This window comes from Desulforamulus ruminis DSM 2154, from assembly GCF_000215085.1.
Lineage (GTDB): Bacteria > Bacillota > Desulfotomaculia > Desulfotomaculales > Desulfotomaculaceae > Desulfotomaculum > Desulfotomaculum ruminis.
Genome location: NC_015589.1, coordinates 1972027 through 1988059, shown reverse-complemented (window position 1 = coordinate 1988059; position 16033 = coordinate 1972027). Strand labels below are relative to the sequence as shown.

Genomic DNA, 16033 nt, shown 5'->3' with positions numbered 1-16033 from the left:
CCAATCCATATATTGAAATATAAACTGCAAGGAAGAAGGAGGTCATATTAATGACTTGGCTGCTCATTTTATTGGGCTTATTATTATTGATTGTTTTAATTGGCTTGGCATTGTTGATAATCTGTGGATTTTAAAGCCTTACATCCCGCCCCGGCGGGATTTGCTTTGTACTTATAAAATACAAACCGCCGGAATTTTCGGCGGTTTGTATTTACGCTACCTGATTATGATTTTTTACCCTTCTTAGCCCATTCCATTTCTCTTAACTGCACCCTGCGAATTTTACCGCTGACGGTTTTGGGCAGGGAATCTACAAATTCAATCTCTCTAGGGTATTTATAGGGTGCAGTGACAGACTTAACATAATCCTGGAGTTCCTTTACCAGTTGGGGAGACGGCTGGTAACCCTCGGTGAGAACCACAAAAGCTTTGACAATTTCTCCCCTAAGTTCATCGGGACTTGACACCACCGCAGACTCAGCCACTGCCGGATGTTCAATGAGTGTGCTTTCCACTTCAAAAGGCCCGATGCGATAACCGGCAGCTAAAATAACATCATCAGACCGGCCCACAAACCAAAAGTAGCCATCTTCATCCTTTACGGCCCGGTCTCCGGTAATGTACCAGTTCCCCCGAAAGCAATTCTGGGTCCTTTCAGGTTCCTGCCAGTACTCTTTAAATAGCCCTGCAGGACGCTCCGGCCGGATCTTGATGGCGATGTCCCCTTCCTTCCCGGGAGGCAAAATATTACCGGCGTCGTCAATCACTTCAACCTCAAATCCCGGGGCAGGTTTTCCCATGGAACCGGGCCGGACCGGTACACAGGGAAAATTGCCGATAACCAGAACCGTTTCTGTTTGCCCATAGCCATCCCGAATGGTAATGCCCGTGGCTTCTTGCCAGGTGTTGATTACCTCCGGATTCAGGGGCTCTCCCGCCCCGGTACAGCTCCTTAAAGAAGGGAACTTGTACTGCGTTAAATCTTCCAGAACCAGCATCCGGTAATTGGTGGGGGCGCCACAGAGGGTGGTGATGGGGTATTTTTGTAAAATTTCCAGACAACGCTTGGTCTTAAAGCGGGTCTCGTGATGCACAAACAGAGCCGCTCCCATATGCCAGGGCCCAAAAAGACTGCTCCAGGCGGCTTTTCCCCACCCGGTATCCGATAAATTCCAGTGCAGATCTTCAGGAATAAGATCCAGCCAGTATTTTCCGGTTACCTTATGAGCATAGGGATAACTGCTGTGGGTATGTAAAGTCATTTTAGGGTTTCCGGTAGTTCCCGAGGTGAAAAATAAGATGGCCGGTTCATCACTTCGGGTTTTTATGCTTTTAAAATCCTCCGGATACTGCTGGAGTTCGGTTTGGTAATGGAGCCAGCCTTCCCTGGGGTTTTCCACCACCATCTTAACTTTGACCGTGGAAAGTTCTTCTTTTATCTCATCGATTTTTTCAGCGGTACGCTGATCGGTAATAATTGCCGCTGCCGCCGCCGTTTCAATGCGGTAGGCTAAGTCTTTGACGGTAAGCTGTACAGTACCGGGGCTAACAATGGCGCCCACCCGGAGACAAGCTAAAAAGGTTTCCCACCACTCTATATAGCGGGGCATGATCAGAATCACAACATCCCCGGCTTTAATTCCCTTATGAGTTAAAATATTGGCCAATTGTTTGGAACGCTGGGAAAAATCTTTAAAGGTCCTCCTTATTTCATGATCATCCTCATCAACCCAGAGCATGGCCAGCTTGTCCGGCTCCTCGGCCCATTTGTCAATAATATGTTCTGCGAAATTAAAGTATTCCGGCACATTCCATTGAAAATTCTCTTTTTCCTGCTGATAGTCTGTCATGTTCTGAGCCATACGTTTCCCTCCATTTTTTAACCCTTTAAATTCAAAATTAACTGACTAGTTTTAAAATTAATTATATCAGATCATGTCAAGATTTATGGACATATTTATAGGGCCGTTAGGCCCTGTATTTTACATGTTTTTAAAGTTATCTTGATACCACTGTATCGTTTTCTGCAAGCCTTCTTCCAGGGTTGTCCGGGGCTTCCATTTTAACAGCCGGTGGGCTAGTGAAATATCCACCCGGTAATCAAAAGGGTCCTCCGGGGAATAATCCAAGGCACCGATTTTTAGCAGGGACTGTCGTCCCATCAAGCAGCCAACTTTTTCCGCCACCTCACGGATGGAGATGGATCTGCCGCTACCAATGTTTAGGACACGCCCTCTGGTTTCCGGTTTTTCTGCGACCAAACATAAAGTTTCCACCAAGTCATCCACAAACAAAAAATCTCGTTTCTGCTCTCCGGCGGTCATGGCAAAGGGCTGTCCTTGGGCCAGCGACTCCATTAACTGGCCCAGAAAAAGGTGATTCCTCTGCCCGGGACCGTAGACCAGGGTCGGACGGACCACAGAAATAGGATCATTAAAATAACGGTGATTCAGGAGAGCCCATTGGTTGGCCGCAGCCTTGGAAGCGCCGTAGGCGGAAACAGGACAAGGGGGTTGATCTTCCCGGAAGGGCCCCGGCCCGAGGCCATACTCCTCGGTACTGCCCAGCAGCACAATGGCTCGGCAGGAGGATTCCTGCAGGCAACCCAGCAGGTTCATGGTAGCCGTTAAATTACCCTGATAGGCCTGTTGCACAATCTTCCGGGTTTTTCCCCGGGGTCTGACCCCGGCCAGGTGAAAGACCTGGTCCGGGCTAAATTCCTTTATGATTTTCCGGAGACGGACCTCATCCAAAAGGTCACCGCAAAGGAGGCTTACCTTATGGGTTGGCATAAAGGAAAGGGGGTCTTTATTTCTAACCAGGGCGCCGATTTCCACTGTTTCCCCAGTCAGCCTCTTTAGCAGGTGCCGGCCAATAAATCCTCCCGCCCCGGTTACCAAAATCCGCTGCTTCTTTACCCCACAACCTTCATCCTCTCAAAGAAATCACGGTACCAGGCAATGGTCTCCACCAAGCCTTCCGGCAATTCCCATTGGGGATACCATTCCAAACGGCTTCTGGCTTTACTGCTGTCACTGTACTGATGCGGAATTTCACCGTTGAAAAAACTTTTTCCACGAATATCGGGTTTTAAAGACAGCCCTGCAGCCTTGACCACAGCTTCTACGATTTCCAGCACGCTATAAGGCCGGTGGGGACCAAAATTAAAAGCCTGGCCGGCGACCTCCTGCCGGTGAACATTGCGAGCTAAGACCAGATAAGCTTCAACAGCATCCCGTACATAAATATATTCCCGCAGGGGAGTGCCATCACTACGGATCACCGGTGTCCTGTTCTGTAACAGGGATTGAATGGTGCCCGGTATAATACGATTGAAATTTAGATCGCCCCCGCCAAAGACATTGGCCAGTCTGGAGACCGCCACAGGCAATCCATAGGTATGGTAAAAACTCCGGGCAATTAGATCGGTACAGGATTTGGAAACATCATAGGGGTGCCTGCCTTCCAACGGGTGTTCCTCGATATAGGGTAGATCCTCCCGCTGCCCGTAGGCCTTATCGCTGGAGGCTACCACCACTCGCTCCACGGTGGGTGAAAGGCGGCAGGCCTCCAGTAAAGTCCAAGTTCCCCGAATATTGGTTTCAAAGGTAGACATGGGCGAACGGTTGGCAATGGTCACAATGGTTTGGGCCGCCAGATGGAAAACAGTGTCCACTTCATATTCCGCCAGTACACGGTTGATCAGATGAAAATCCGTAATATCCCCAAAGGTAAGGTTTATCTTTTTATGAATACCCTTTAAAAAAAGATAACTCTTTGGCACATGGTCCCGGACAATACCAACGATGCCGGCTCCTTCCTCAACCAGTCGTTCCGTTAACCAGCTCCCGATCATTCCGGTGCATCCGGTTACCAGGACAGATTTACCCTGCCATTCCCCCATCATTTCCAAACCTCCCAAGGGGCCTTTCCCCCACGCCAGAGTTGATTAAGTTGTTCCATATCCCGGTAGGTATCCATGCACTGCCAGAAACCCCCATGTTTAAATATTCTTAGCTGCCCGTCCCGGGCCAAACGCTCCAGGGGTTCTTGCTCCAACACGCAAGTTTCTTCACTGGTCAGATAACTAAAAAATTCCCGTCGGAAAACAAAAAATCCCCCGTTAATCCAACCCTGTTTCACTTGAGTCTTTTCACGAAACTCCTGTACCCTGTCCTCCACAACATCCAACTCACCAAACCTTGACAGGGGGCGAACTCCGGTTACCGTGGCGATGGCACCGTGATTCCGGTGGTAGGCTGCCAGTTTCTGCACATTGACATTGGCCAGACCGTCTCCGTAGGTCACCATAAAATCGGGATCATCGCCAATATAGTTTTCAATTTTCTTTAGCCGGCACCCGGTCATGGACTCCATTCCGGTATCCGCCAGGGTCACCCGCCAATCCAAACAGGGTTTTTTGTGCAGGGATATTTGATGTTCTTTGGAAAATTCAACGGTAAAATCACTGTTCATTAATTCATAATTTAAGAAGTACTGCTTAATCATTTCCCCCTGGTAGCCCAGGCATAAGATGAAATCCTTAAAACCATAAAAAGAATAAAGATTCATGATGTGCCAGAGAATGGGCTTTTCTCCGATTCCCACCAAGGGTTTGGGTCGGAATACCGTTTCTTCTTTAAGCCGGGTCCCCTTCCCGCCACACAATATCGCTACCTTCATGCCTGCTCCTCCTTAACCGATAGGCGGTCATGTTACGCAAAAATTCCCACACCGTACCCATTTTTACGTTTGAGGAACCCCCCTGGCGGGAGTGAAATACAACCGGTATTTCTGCCACCGCTACCCCCAGGGAACTGGACTTAAGCAAAATTTCCGCATCGAGAAACCAGTCTTTGCTGGAAAGATTTAACCGGTTATAGAGGCTTCGGGTCATGATTTTAGGTGTGGCATTAATGTCTCCAACATTTACCTTAAATGTATATACAAAAAGCTTATTAAATATGAGAGATATAATATTTCTCAATAAGCCGTCCTTTCTTTTAAACCGTCTTGCTTTGCACAGCGAGTGATGACCTTTGATCATTTCCTGATAAACCCGTACCACATCTCCCGCTTCAATTTGTCCGTCTCCGCCCATAAACCCCAGATATTCCCCACTGGCCCAGCGCAACCCGTTGATAATCCCCCAGCCGTATCCCTGGTTGCGGCGGATTCGAATCACTTTAATCCGGGGATCTTCTTCAGCCATTTTAAGTAAAATTTCACCGGTGTGATCGGTGGAGCCATTGTCCACCAGCACCAGTTCATAGTTAATCCGGGCACGGTTGAACTCTTCCTGAAGCTCATCAACAACCTTTTTAGCCACCTCCCCTTCGTTATACATGGGAATAATTAAAGATAGTTTTGCCTTTTGAGCAGACATGAATAGGCTCCTTTTACCAGCAATATATTTTCCAATACCGAGTTTCACCAGGATGATACCGCTCTATACCCGGTATAACCCGGAAATAATTGGTAATAATAACCAAACCATAGTAAATAAGACCAACTATATGAAGTCAAGAGAAAAATAAGAGAAGGAAGTAAAAAGTAGTAGCGAAAAAAGGCATGCTTAAGCAAACTGTCGGGATATCCGGCAGCAAAAAGAGAAAGGAACGGTTAGGCCTGAGGGATAAAAATGGAGTTGTTTTTAAGCAGACTGAAGATCACACGAACAAGTTTTTTGCCGACATGGCTCAAAGCGACAAATTGATGCTTACCTTCGGATTTTTTCTTCGCCATATAAGACTTGAAGGTGGGGTCGCGCATGGCAATAAGTCTAGCGGCGTTTATTAAAGCCCAGCGGAGATAAGAGGAACCGCGCTTGACCATCGGAGTGGAATTGGCGGAGAACTTACCGGACTGATAAGTAGAAGGGTCCAGACCGGCAAAAGCAAGGAGCTTAGCCGGAGTGGCAAAGCGAGTAATGTCGCCGACCTCGGCCAGGATGATGGCTCCAAGGGTATAAGAAATGCCCGGTACCGTGAGAATGGGAGAATCGAGCTCCACCATAACCTCCCTGATGCGGGCATCAATGGCAGTGATCTGAGTCTGGAGAAAACGGACGGTTTGAATCGTCTGGACCAGCTCGAAGCTGAGCGCAGGAGAGCAGGAACCGATAGAAACCTTGGCAAGCTCACGAATCTGGATCGCCTTCTCTCTGCCATACCTTCCTTGTGAGGCTTCTGCAAGGAGGCTCGTAAGGCGAGTCAAATGACATTGGGCGATGGCCTGAGCGGAGGGGAACTGGCTGAGGAGGGCAAGACAAGAATTCTGATGGATGGACCAGACGGCCGTATGAAGCCGGAAAGAGGATCGTAAGCTGCCGGTTATAGGACGTTTTCAGTTTAGAGCGTATAGAAAGCAGACGAAACCGGTGCCGGGTTAGTGCTTTCAGCTCGGAGATATGATATGATGCGGGAGAATAGGGCTTGGTGTCATCGGAGAAGAGCATGGCAGCCAGGAATCTTGCATCCGACTTGTCGGTCTTGGTTTTTCTCAGAGTCTGTGCCTTACGGTATAGATTGACATGGAGGGGATTGAAGGTAGTGACTTCAAACCCCTGTCCAATGAGAAAGTTTGTGAGATTCGTGCTGAAATGGCCGGTGGATTCCAGCCCTATTTTTACGTTTAGAGATCCGGAAGCCGATTTTAAGGAAACGATGTTGCTTATCAGCGTCTCAAAACCGTTGCGGTCATTGGTAAAGGTGAAGTTTTCAAAGAGGGCGGAGCCATCGCGATTCAGGATGCAGCAGTCGTGTTTCCGGGACGCTACATCGATACCCACGTAGATCAAAGAATCATCTCCCATTGATTGATTTTGGCGCTGTGTGTCCACGCACTTCATGCTGAATGTATCCTTGTCCGATATGAAGCGTCCAATGCGCTATCCAACCGATAAACAAATGAGCATGAAGCTGTGGTTGTAGCCTCTAAGGTATAACCAGTCGGCCGTACCGCTGTAGGTGATCAAACCAATCCACAGCGCAGACAACATTTTAACCCATAATCGGGAGAAAGGTAATGGAGCCCTTTCCGGACTCCATTATACAAGGTGAAAGCATGAAAAACCGGTTGATGTCAATCTTTTTTTTAAATATCTCTAATAGCGGTTTTTTGCTAACGGGTCTCTGGTTCCTCCTGCTGTTACCCAGCTTGATCGGTTATTGGGGCGGCTATCCATTGAATCCGCTTTCCTCCTCCTATGTACTGATAAATCAACTGGAGTGGCTGCAACGGCTGGGGCAGTCTTTATTCCTCGGATTGATTTTTGGGGGCGTTTTTTTCCTTTACTTTTGTTCTATCGGGGCAAAGGCAAAAGTGAAGGAAAAAAAGAGCATTTTGGGTTGGACTGCTGTTTTTACACTTATTTTAGTCTTGACCTTTCCCTTTGCTTGCCAGGATGTTTTTTATTATATGTCCACCGGCCGCCTGCAAAGCTTTTACCAGGTAAATCCTTACCTCACTTCGGCCCGGCAAATCAGCGGGTGGTCTTCCGATCCCTTTTTAAGCAGCACCGGCTGGGGTTTTTTAACCAGTGTTTATGGCCCCCTCTGGACGGCTATAAGCGGTTGGACGGTATCTCTGGCCGGAAATCATTTCTATCCGGCGCTCTTTTTATTTAAGCTTTTAGCCGGGCTGGTTCACTTATTCAACACCGCTCTGGTAGGCCTGACAGCCCGTAAAATCAACTTAAATCCGGCTCAAGCCATGTTAATCTACGGTTGGAATCCCTTACTTCTATTTGAACTTCCAGGTCACGCTCATAACGATGCTCTTTTGCTGACCTTTTTAATTTTAGCGGTTTATGCCCTTTCCACTGTACGGGGGATTTTTACCCTTCCGGGTTTGATCTTGGCTGCCTTGATAAAATATACTCCCGTCCTGTTGATCCCTCATTTTGCCTTGTGGCTATACCAAAAGGGACGACAGCAGGCCCTCCTTTGGGGAAGCCTTCTGTCCTTAGGAGTAATTTCCCTGACTTTTTACCCTTATTGGGAAGGCCTTAAAACCCTGGAAGGATTAAACCGGCAAATAAATTTCTACTCCATTAAATCCCTGCACGCCTTAATTTCTGCGATCCTTTACCAACTTTTTCCCGGTTATCCCAAGGAGATTCTCTTTTATGGGATTTCCCTGGGATTGTCCTGTCTCTTTCTGGCGCTGCTGCTCCGGGACCTTTGGCAACAAAGGTCCCATCCCGCCAGCCTCGGTCATTTAATGAACTCCGGTATTTGGATTCTGGTTCTTTATCTGCTGCTGGCGAATAAGTGGTTTCAGCCTTGGTATCTTGCCTGGCTGGTTCCTTTGGCAGCCCTAACCCCATGGCCCAACCCCTTGTCTCAAATGGCTCTATTCCTGACATTGACCGCCGAACTTTCACGAATTCCGCAAATGCTGTTTGCTAATGTTAGCTTTTATGTTCAGCTTACTACCTTTTTGATTGCCTGGCTTCCCATGGGGTTTTTTATTCCGGAACTGAAGGAACGGTTATTCCGACCTTCGGACAAATAATTCCCTTTTATGGGTTTTTTAGAATGGAATCAGAAGGAATTCGTCGTCCCTAGTCGAATGAATATTTAAAATGAAATAATTGGAAGGTGACTTCAATGAATGAAGTTGTCAGTATTAAAGGGACCCGGCATGGTCTGTTAATATTTTTTGATCCACAAAAGGACTTTGACGATATACGCTCCAATCTTCATCAAAAAATGAAAGCCGCCAGGGGGTTCTTTCAGGGGGCTGAGTTTGCTTTTTACCAGGAACCGGCAGCCCAAGAGCACAGAAAAGAACTTGAAAATATTTGTCAGCAATATGGCTTGATTTACCAGCCCGATATCCGGGTTAAGATCACAACCCCAAAGGAAAGCAGCCCCCCGGCTGCTTCTCAACAGCCCCCGCTGGAGAGCGCTCATCAGTCTGCCGGGAAGGTTAACAGCGAAAAAGGAGACACGTTATTAGTCAAAAGGGGACTCCGTTCAGGACAGCGAATTCATTATCCCGGTCACGTGCTGGTACTGGGGGATATCCATCCGGGCTCTGAAGTGGTAGCCTATGGCAATGTCATGGTCATGGGCAATTGCCGGGGAGTGGTTCATGCCGGGGCAGCCGGGGATCTCAGTGCCCGGGTTATTGCCCACCGCTTATCGCCCTCTCAGCTAAGAATCGGCTCTTCCATTGCCTGTGCTCCTTCGGAAGCCCAGCAGGAGACTTTCTATCCTGAAGTGGCTTACCTTTCCAAAGAAGGCCAGATTATTGTAGCAGCCTATAACAGCAGCAGGCCTTTGGGTAAAAACTAACCAAAAGAAATGGACCCGGACCCAAATTCAAAGGGGCCGGGTTTTTCATGCAGAACTTTCGTTTTAAAAAAGAAGCTATTTTAATAAGTAATAGGCTGCCAACAACCCGGTAATGGATTTGCCATCCCGGATCTTTCCGTGCAAAATCATCTGGATCGCCTCTTCCAGGGTAAAAGATTCAACTCTGACAAACTCATCTTCGTCGGGACTCTGCTCGCCGCCGGTCAAGTCCCGGGCTAAATAAACATGCATTAACTCGGTGGTAAATCCCGGAGTGGTATAAAATTCCGCTATTTTTTGCATCAAGGCTGCAGAGTAACCGGTCTCCTCCTTTAATTCCCTGCGGGCGCATGCTTCAGGACTTTCCTGACTGTCCATTTTACCCGCCGGGATTTCCAATAAAACTTCTCCTACCGGGTAACGATACTGGCTCACCAGCAGCACCTTTTTATCCTCTGTGATGGCAACAATCGCCACTGCCCCGGAAAACTCCACTACCTCCCGGGTTCCTTCTTTGTTGTTGGGAAGCAGCACCTGGTCCACTCTCAAGTTTAATATTTTTCCCTGATAAATCATTTTACTGGATAGAGTCTTTTCTTTAAATTCCTGTTCCATTCGATACCCCCCCTTGTTAACCAATCGCTTCTTTATTATTTCCTCGATGATTTTCCATATCCTTCCCGCTAAAATTTCTTAAGCTAGAATATTAATCGAAAATGAACTGCTTTAGAAAGAAGTTTCTAGAAATGTTTAAATTATTTCTTGACAGTAGTTAAGGAGCTCCCCTTTATGTCAACTACAACCGTAGCAATTGCCAGGGCCTTGACCATTATTATCTATATTTGTCCAGATTGTACTGTCTCAATGGCAAAATGGATAACCTTATATAAAGATTTGTGATCATTTCTATTTGAAACGGCAAAATTAAGTATAAAATAAGATTTGAACAGAGGTTTTTTGATTAAAACAGGATTAGTTCAGCAAGCTTTAAATAATGAAGTATGGTTTATTGTCATCTTAATTCGAAAATGTTATTGTTTTAATAACATCTTTTATGTTTCAGGAGGTAATTGATGAAAACCGTTGTTATACACAGCATTCATCCCAGAGAAGGTAAGACTAAGATCGCCAAAGAACTGGCTGGCTTTGTTCAATTGCAAGGCCGTCAGGTAATACTGGCGGACCTGGATTTTATTGCCGATCCGCACCGGCGTGCTCTGGGACTGCCAAGCAAACCTAACCTGGAAGATCTTTTGCAAGAGATTACCAAACAGTCAGATACTAAACCTTTTTTTGATATTCAATTTTCTAAAGAACAACTGGAAGAATTCTTTTTGAACCATCAAAGCGGCCTTAAAGTGCTTTCCAGTGAAAACTCAAAAAAGCTTGCCAATGATGAGGATATTGCCCAGAAGTTAAGAACCACCGTAAGAAATCTAAAAAAGATGCCCTATGATTTGCTTATCCTGGATACTGACAGCAGCAACCGGGACTACAATCAGGTTGTTCTCCAAGAGGCGGATCTGGTCTTAATTGTAATGGATAATTTCAGATATAATGTTAAGGATCTGGTTCATTATCTACGGGATCTAAATGACATGGGTTACGACACCGATCATTTTAGAATTGTGCTTAATAAAATACCGAACCCGCTTCAAATTCCGGTGGAAGAATTGGAAAAAGAATCGGGACTAAAGGTGATGGGCATTATTCCTGTCTTATCAGGATCTATTTCACCCTCTTATGATACACAAACGGAGGATATTCATCTGATCGTTTCCCAACCCGAGAAAAATCCGTCCTTTGTTCAAGCCATCGGGAGTGTGGTAGATGAACTAGGTATACTATCCTGAAAGCCTTGCCGAAACTTGTTTATCGTATTTTTACAGCCCCACTTCTATGGATATAACAAAAATTATAAGCGTCCTTATTCCACTTGAATGAGGAAGAGGGACGCTTTTTGATTATAATATTCCTTTTTTAGGTGCTAAGTTTTCAGCACCGTCCTTTTACAATTTAAACTACCAGCCAAATAAATGGCTGACTTTGTTCACCAGCTTTACCAGGGGACGATTTAATCTCGATTCCACTTCCTGTTTTTCCGCTTGAACCCGGCTCAGCTCTTCCTGGGTTAAACGAAGAGTTTTTTGCAGATTTTCTCCGCCTTCCAGGGCCTCCTTTAAATCATTGCTCAAAGTCTGGATGTCCTGCTGTAGACGCCTCTCTTCCAGGCTTGCCATGTGCTGATATTTCTCCAGCTTTTGCTTTAATTCAACGATTTCTGTTTGCAGTTCGGCCACCCTGGTGCTGTAGCGTTCCTTTAATTCCGCCAGACGGGCTTTATTTTCCCGGTCCCGCTCTTTATACTGCTGTAATTTTGTAAACATTCCCTCCAAATTGTTTTGATTTTTTTCTCCGGACTGCTTTAAACGCATTGCTTCATTTTCGGCCTCATTGGCCTTCCGTACCCACAGCCGGCACTGATAAAGAATACTGTTGGCCTTATTTTCCGTTCTTTCCAATTCATGACGGTAGCGTAAGATTTCTTTTTTCCGTAGATTTAGGAGCAAATCCTTTTCGGACAACTGGGTAGCCAGTTGATTATATTGCTCCACCACCGCAGCCCGCTGGGCCAGTGCTGCCGCCGCTTCTCGCTGGGCCGAGCCAATTTCCTGCAGTTGGGCGGATAAATGCTCATTCTTTTGCATCCATTTGTTCCGTTCCTGCTGCCATTGTTTCTTTTGTTTGTTCAGCATTTTTAAATACCGTTTAATCAAATCGTCATACAAACGATGAGATTGAGGATTATAGGTCCAAACATCCTGACTCATATTTTCAAAATAGGGGAATTTGTTTAGAACTTGCAATACCGCCGCTCTGCTGGTGTTCCTCCACTCGCTGACCAGTTCAAAGACCTGCTGGCTGGACATGCCACCCTGATGAAGCTTTAAAGCTTTTATGACCAAATGTTTTAAGGAATACTGTTCTGCTTCAACATTCCATTCCGTTAATCCCCAATTTCCGTTATCCAGTTGGATAAATCGGCCGTCGGGCATTAAAGCCGCTTCTTCAGCCAATTTGCGAATTCTTTTTTTCTTAGCCACCGGGTTGCTTACCACTTGACGCAGGCCGATGGGCTGCTGACGCTTAATCAGCATGGCGTAAAAATAATCATTTTCCGGATAACCCTGCAGTTTTAATCGCCATTTTCCATTTTCATCTGAATAAAAACAGGTATGCTGCTTCAGGCAAAGGGTTACCCTTTCTCCGACCTTTTCCGGATGATAGTCCTGCAGCATCTTTTTCTGAACATATGGGGTTATCTCTTCAACGGATAGTCCATCAAAAAAGAAAAGTGTTTTCTTTAGCACATCGGTTAAAGAATTTAATTTGGCCGTCACCGCAACCCATCACCTTCCTATATTAATATAAAACGGCAATTCTGGAATTATATGCCTTTTACATTTCTAATATTCCCTTTGTTTTATAACTTCCCTGCTAAGAATTGTAAAATATTTCCTACAACTTTTGCCCTCTGTTTACATTGACCGCCGAATTATGACTTGTTCAAAACAACCGGTGTCGTTCCGGCTGGTTATGGGTGCTGATTTGTCAAATTTTTTTTACAATTTTAAGTTGCGTTTCATTGATAGAAAAAAGGTGTAAATGCTTGTAAAAAACGGCACAAGTAACATATAATAAACTGAAAGGTTAATTTTTATACTTAAGCAGTTGATATGTCTGTCTAAACGGTCGGCAGGGAGGTGATTTCTTTGAGCATTGCCTTTAATTCAGAATCCAAAGATCCAAAGGTTAGACCGGAAAACGGTGTGCTCAAAACCCCCTATGGTATGATCCATTTGGAAGGTCCCTGTACCTGTGAATACATTTCCCGTTTAAAAATGGATGGCGGTCTTCGTAATTTCCGCCCTCCGGCCCGGCAGCAGGAAGCGCTCATGTTAATATCCAATCTGCCCGAAGGAAAAGTTTTTATTGCCAGGGTACAGGAAAACATTATTGGGTATGTCACTTTTCACTATCCGGATGAATACAGCCGTTGGAGCAAGCATCCCTACGTTTTGGAATTAGGGGCGGTAGAGGTCAGTCCTGAGTGGCGCCAGTATAAAATTGCCCATTACCTGCTCCTGGAAGCCTTTTCCAACAACTTTGTAGAAAACCACATTATTATTACCATTGAGTTTTGCTGGCACTGGGATATAAAAAATAGTGGGTTAACCCTAATGAATTATCAAAAAATGTTAACCAGGTTATTTTCCACCGTGGGCCTGCACAAAAGATCCACCGACGACCCGGATATCACCGAGCACCCGGCCAATGCCATGATGGTCCGGTTTGGTAAAAATGTACCCAAAGAAGCCCTGCAACGCTTTGAAGAATTAACTTTCTTAAATAAGGGGCAATAAAATATTTCCCAGAAAGCCTAGCGGGGCGAGCCACACAACACCCGCTTAAATTTACATCCTAAGAAACAGAAACTAAAAACAACAAAACACGGATTTAACAGATTTTACGGATTCTCACGGATTAAATTTTTGTTTAATATCCGTGTAAATCCTTATTATCCGTTAAATCCGTGTTCCATTTTTTACTGAAATGCTAAAACACCGGAAAAGCAAAGGCTCCTGCAGCACTGCAGGAGCCAAACTTTTTAAAAACTATAGTTGGGAGCCTCTTTTGTAATATTAACACCATGAGGATGACTTTCCTTAAGACCCGCAGGTGTAATGCGAATGAATTGTCCTTTTACTTTCAGTTCTTCAATATCCCGGCATCCGCAGTACCCCATGCCGGCTTTCAATCCACCGATCAATTGAAAGACGGTATCCGCCAGAGATCCTTTAAAAGGAACCCGGCCTTCAACTCCTTCCGGCACCATTTTCTTGGCCTGTTCTTGAAAATAACGGTCGCCGCTTCCTTCCTTCATGGCTCCCAGGGAACCCATGCCCCTGTAAACCTTATAACTGCGTCCCTGGAATATTTCCTTTTCCCCAGGGCTTTCTTCGGTGCCGGCCAGAACGCTTCCCAGCATAACCACACTGGCTCCGGCGGCAATGGCTTTGGTTACGTCACCGGAAAACTTAATGCCACCGTCCGCAATGACCGGAATCCCGTATTTTTGCGCTTCCTGGGCACAATCATAGATGGCTGTAATTTGGGGAACGCCAACCCCCGCCACCACCCTGGTGGTACAAATAGAACCAGGTCCAATCCCCACCTTAATGGCATTGGCTCCGGCTTCAATTAAATCCTTGGTGGCTTGCGCGGTGGCTACATTGCCGGCGATGATGTTTAGATCCGGATAGGCGTCCCGGATTTTTTTAACGGTTTGCACAACCAGATTGGAATGTCCGTGGGCGGTATCCACCACAATGATATCCACTTTGGACTTAACCAAAGCCGCCACCCTTTCCATGGTGTCCGAAGCAACGCCAACCGCTGCAGCCACCCGTAAGCGGCCCTTGGGATCTTTAGCGGAATTGGGATATTCTTTGGCCTTTTTTATATCTTTAATGGTGATTAAACCCTTTAAATTATTCTGTTCATCAACAATGGGCAGTTTTTCCACTTTATGTCTCATCAAAATCTCTTTGGCGGCTTCCAGGGTTGTCCCCACAGAAGCGGTAATTAAGCCCTCTTTGGTCATGATTTCGCCGCAGCGGCGGTCCATGTCCGACTCAAAACGCAAGTCCCGGTTGGTAAGAATGCCCACCAATTTTCCTTCAACCGTAATCGGTACTCCGGAAATATGGTATCTTTCCATCAATTCATGGGCTTCTTTAACGGGACTTTCCGGGGATAAAAAAATTGGGTCGGTAATAATACCGTGTTCGGAACGTTTTACCCGGTCTACTTCCAGGGCCTGCCGGGTAATGGACATATTTTTATGAATAACTCCAATGCCGCCTTCCCGGGCCATGGCGATGGCCATCCTGGACTCAGTTACTGTATCCATACCGGCGCTCATGAGGGGAATATTCAATTGAATATCTCCGGTGAGATAGGTCGATGTATCTACCAGCCTGGGTAACACTTCGGAAGCTGCCGGAACAAGCAACACGTCATCAAAGGTAAGTCCAACTTTAGCAAATTTTTCTGGGTACATTTTTTCTGCCACTCTCCCTTCATAATTTTTATAAATTGTCAAAAATGTATTCGTCTATTATAACACAGGAAAGTTACGGTTGCTACCAATTCACTGACCGGGCACTTTATTTTACCTCTATTATTATACCGAACTATAATTTAAAACAAGAATTTGCTTTTCAAAAGCCTTTTGTCCGGTATCATAGTTTAAAACATCAATTTTTCTTTCCTTTTATTCTAACCAGCTTAATATTGTTAATGATCTCGTCAATACCTTGTTGATACTCTCTAAGTGTGGTTTCCCATTTAAACATACATTCCAAACCAGCTTCAGTTATGGAAAAAACTCTTTTCCCGATATTTCTCGTATTGGTGGTATCAAGATATGACGTTACAAGTCCCCTCTCTTCCATGTCTTTAAGGGTACGGTAGAGACCCGAGGCATCCGGCTTGCTATCTTTCCAAAGCAGGGCTGTAGAAATCTTCAGCAGAATACTATAACCGTGATCATCGCCATCGGTAAGAGTGGTAAGAATCACCGGCTGTATAAACCTTGTTAAGGTGCCGCCTTCGCAAGGGCATTTTTTGGTAGGGAAAGTCATTTAGATCACCCCGAGTATTATATT

General features: G+C 45.7%; 13 protein-coding genes and 1 pseudogene. 4 read left to right on the top strand and 10 right to left on the bottom strand.

Annotated features, from left to right (window positions below):
* Positions 1-224: 224 nt before the first annotated feature.
* The 6 genes and pseudogenes from DESRU_RS10010 to DESRU_RS21845 form a co-directional block, all read right to left on the bottom strand.
* Positions 225-1862: an AMP-binding protein gene (locus tag DESRU_RS10010; RefSeq protein WP_013841988.1), complete on the bottom strand. Its 1638-nt coding sequence runs from the start codon at positions 1860-1862 to the stop codon at positions 225-227.
* A gap of 120 nt (positions 1863-1982) precedes the next feature.
* Positions 1983-2900 carry an NAD-dependent epimerase/dehydratase family protein gene (locus DESRU_RS10005; RefSeq protein ID WP_013841987.1) on the bottom strand — a complete coding sequence of 306 codons (918 nt, stop codon included), beginning with the start codon at positions 2898-2900 and terminating at the stop codon, positions 1983-1985.
* Positions 2901-2914: 14 nt separating this feature from the next.
* Complete coding sequence (locus tag DESRU_RS10000; protein ID WP_041275715.1) at positions 2915-3904, bottom strand: GDP-mannose 4,6-dehydratase; 990 nt, start codon at positions 3902-3904, stop codon at positions 2915-2917.
* Positions 3904-4683, bottom strand: coding sequence for a glucose-1-phosphate cytidylyltransferase (gene rfbF / locus DESRU_RS09995; RefSeq protein WP_013841985.1), 780 nt, complete (start codon positions 4681-4683; stop codon positions 3904-3906). The genes DESRU_RS10000 and rfbF overlap by 1 nt, the downstream gene beginning before the upstream one ends.
* Positions 4640-5386, bottom strand: a complete 747-nt coding sequence (locus DESRU_RS09990; RefSeq protein WP_013841984.1) for a glycosyltransferase family 2 protein — start codon at positions 5384-5386, stop codon at positions 4640-4642. The genes rfbF and DESRU_RS09990 overlap by 44 nt, the downstream gene beginning before the upstream one ends.
* A gap of 236 nt (positions 5387-5622) precedes the next feature.
* Positions 5623-6799: pseudogene (locus tag DESRU_RS21845) on the bottom strand (IS110 family RNA-guided transposase).
* 227 nt (positions 6800-7026) lie between these two features.
* On the opposite strand from DESRU_RS21845, the gene DESRU_RS09980 reads away from it, so the two are divergent.
* Positions 7027-8517, top strand: a complete 1491-nt coding sequence (locus DESRU_RS09980) for an MptA/MptB family glycosyltransferase (RefSeq protein WP_013841983.1) — start codon at positions 7027-7029, stop codon at positions 8515-8517.
* A gap of 95 nt (positions 8518-8612) precedes the next feature.
* A complete protein-coding gene (gene minC / locus DESRU_RS09975) occupies positions 8613-9302 on the top strand; it encodes a septum site-determining protein MinC (RefSeq protein ID WP_013841982.1) in 690 nt (229 codons plus the stop codon).
* Positions 9303-9377: 75 nt separating this feature from the next.
* Here the strand turns inward: minC and DESRU_RS09970 are convergent, their stop codons facing one another.
* Entirely contained in the window at positions 9378-9917 is a 540-nt protein-coding gene (locus DESRU_RS09970) for an NUDIX hydrolase (RefSeq protein WP_013841981.1), read from the bottom strand.
* Positions 9918-10375: 458 nt separating this feature from the next.
* Between DESRU_RS09970 and DESRU_RS09965 the strand changes: the two genes are divergently transcribed.
* Positions 10376-11155: a CpaE/TadZ family protein gene (locus DESRU_RS09965; protein ID WP_013841980.1), complete on the top strand. Its 780-nt coding sequence runs from the start codon at positions 10376-10378 to the stop codon at positions 11153-11155.
* A gap of 168 nt (positions 11156-11323) precedes the next feature.
* Here the strand turns inward: DESRU_RS09965 and DESRU_RS09960 are convergent, their stop codons facing one another.
* The gene (locus tag DESRU_RS09960) at positions 11324-12703 is read right to left on the bottom strand and encodes a coiled-coil domain-containing protein (protein WP_013841979.1); all 1380 of its coding nucleotides are present in this window, start codon (positions 12701-12703) and stop codon (positions 11324-11326) included.
* Between the two features lie 372 nt (positions 12704-13075).
* Here DESRU_RS09960 and DESRU_RS09955 point away from each other — a divergent pair, with 372 nt between their 5' ends.
* Positions 13076-13726, top strand: a complete 651-nt coding sequence (locus DESRU_RS09955; protein ID WP_013841978.1) for a GNAT family N-acetyltransferase — start codon at positions 13076-13078, stop codon at positions 13724-13726.
* A gap of 245 nt (positions 13727-13971) precedes the next feature.
* Here DESRU_RS09955 and guaB read toward each other — a convergent pair whose 3' ends face one another.
* Positions 13972-15426 (bottom strand): IMP dehydrogenase, encoded by a 1455-nt coding sequence (gene guaB, locus DESRU_RS09950; protein WP_013841977.1) that lies wholly within the window; start codon positions 15424-15426, stop codon positions 13972-13974.
* 196 nt (positions 15427-15622) lie between these two features.
* Positions 15623-16009, bottom strand: a complete 387-nt coding sequence (locus tag DESRU_RS09945; protein ID WP_013841976.1) for a PadR family transcriptional regulator — start codon at positions 16007-16009, stop codon at positions 15623-15625.
* Positions 16010-16033 lie beyond the last annotated feature (24 nt).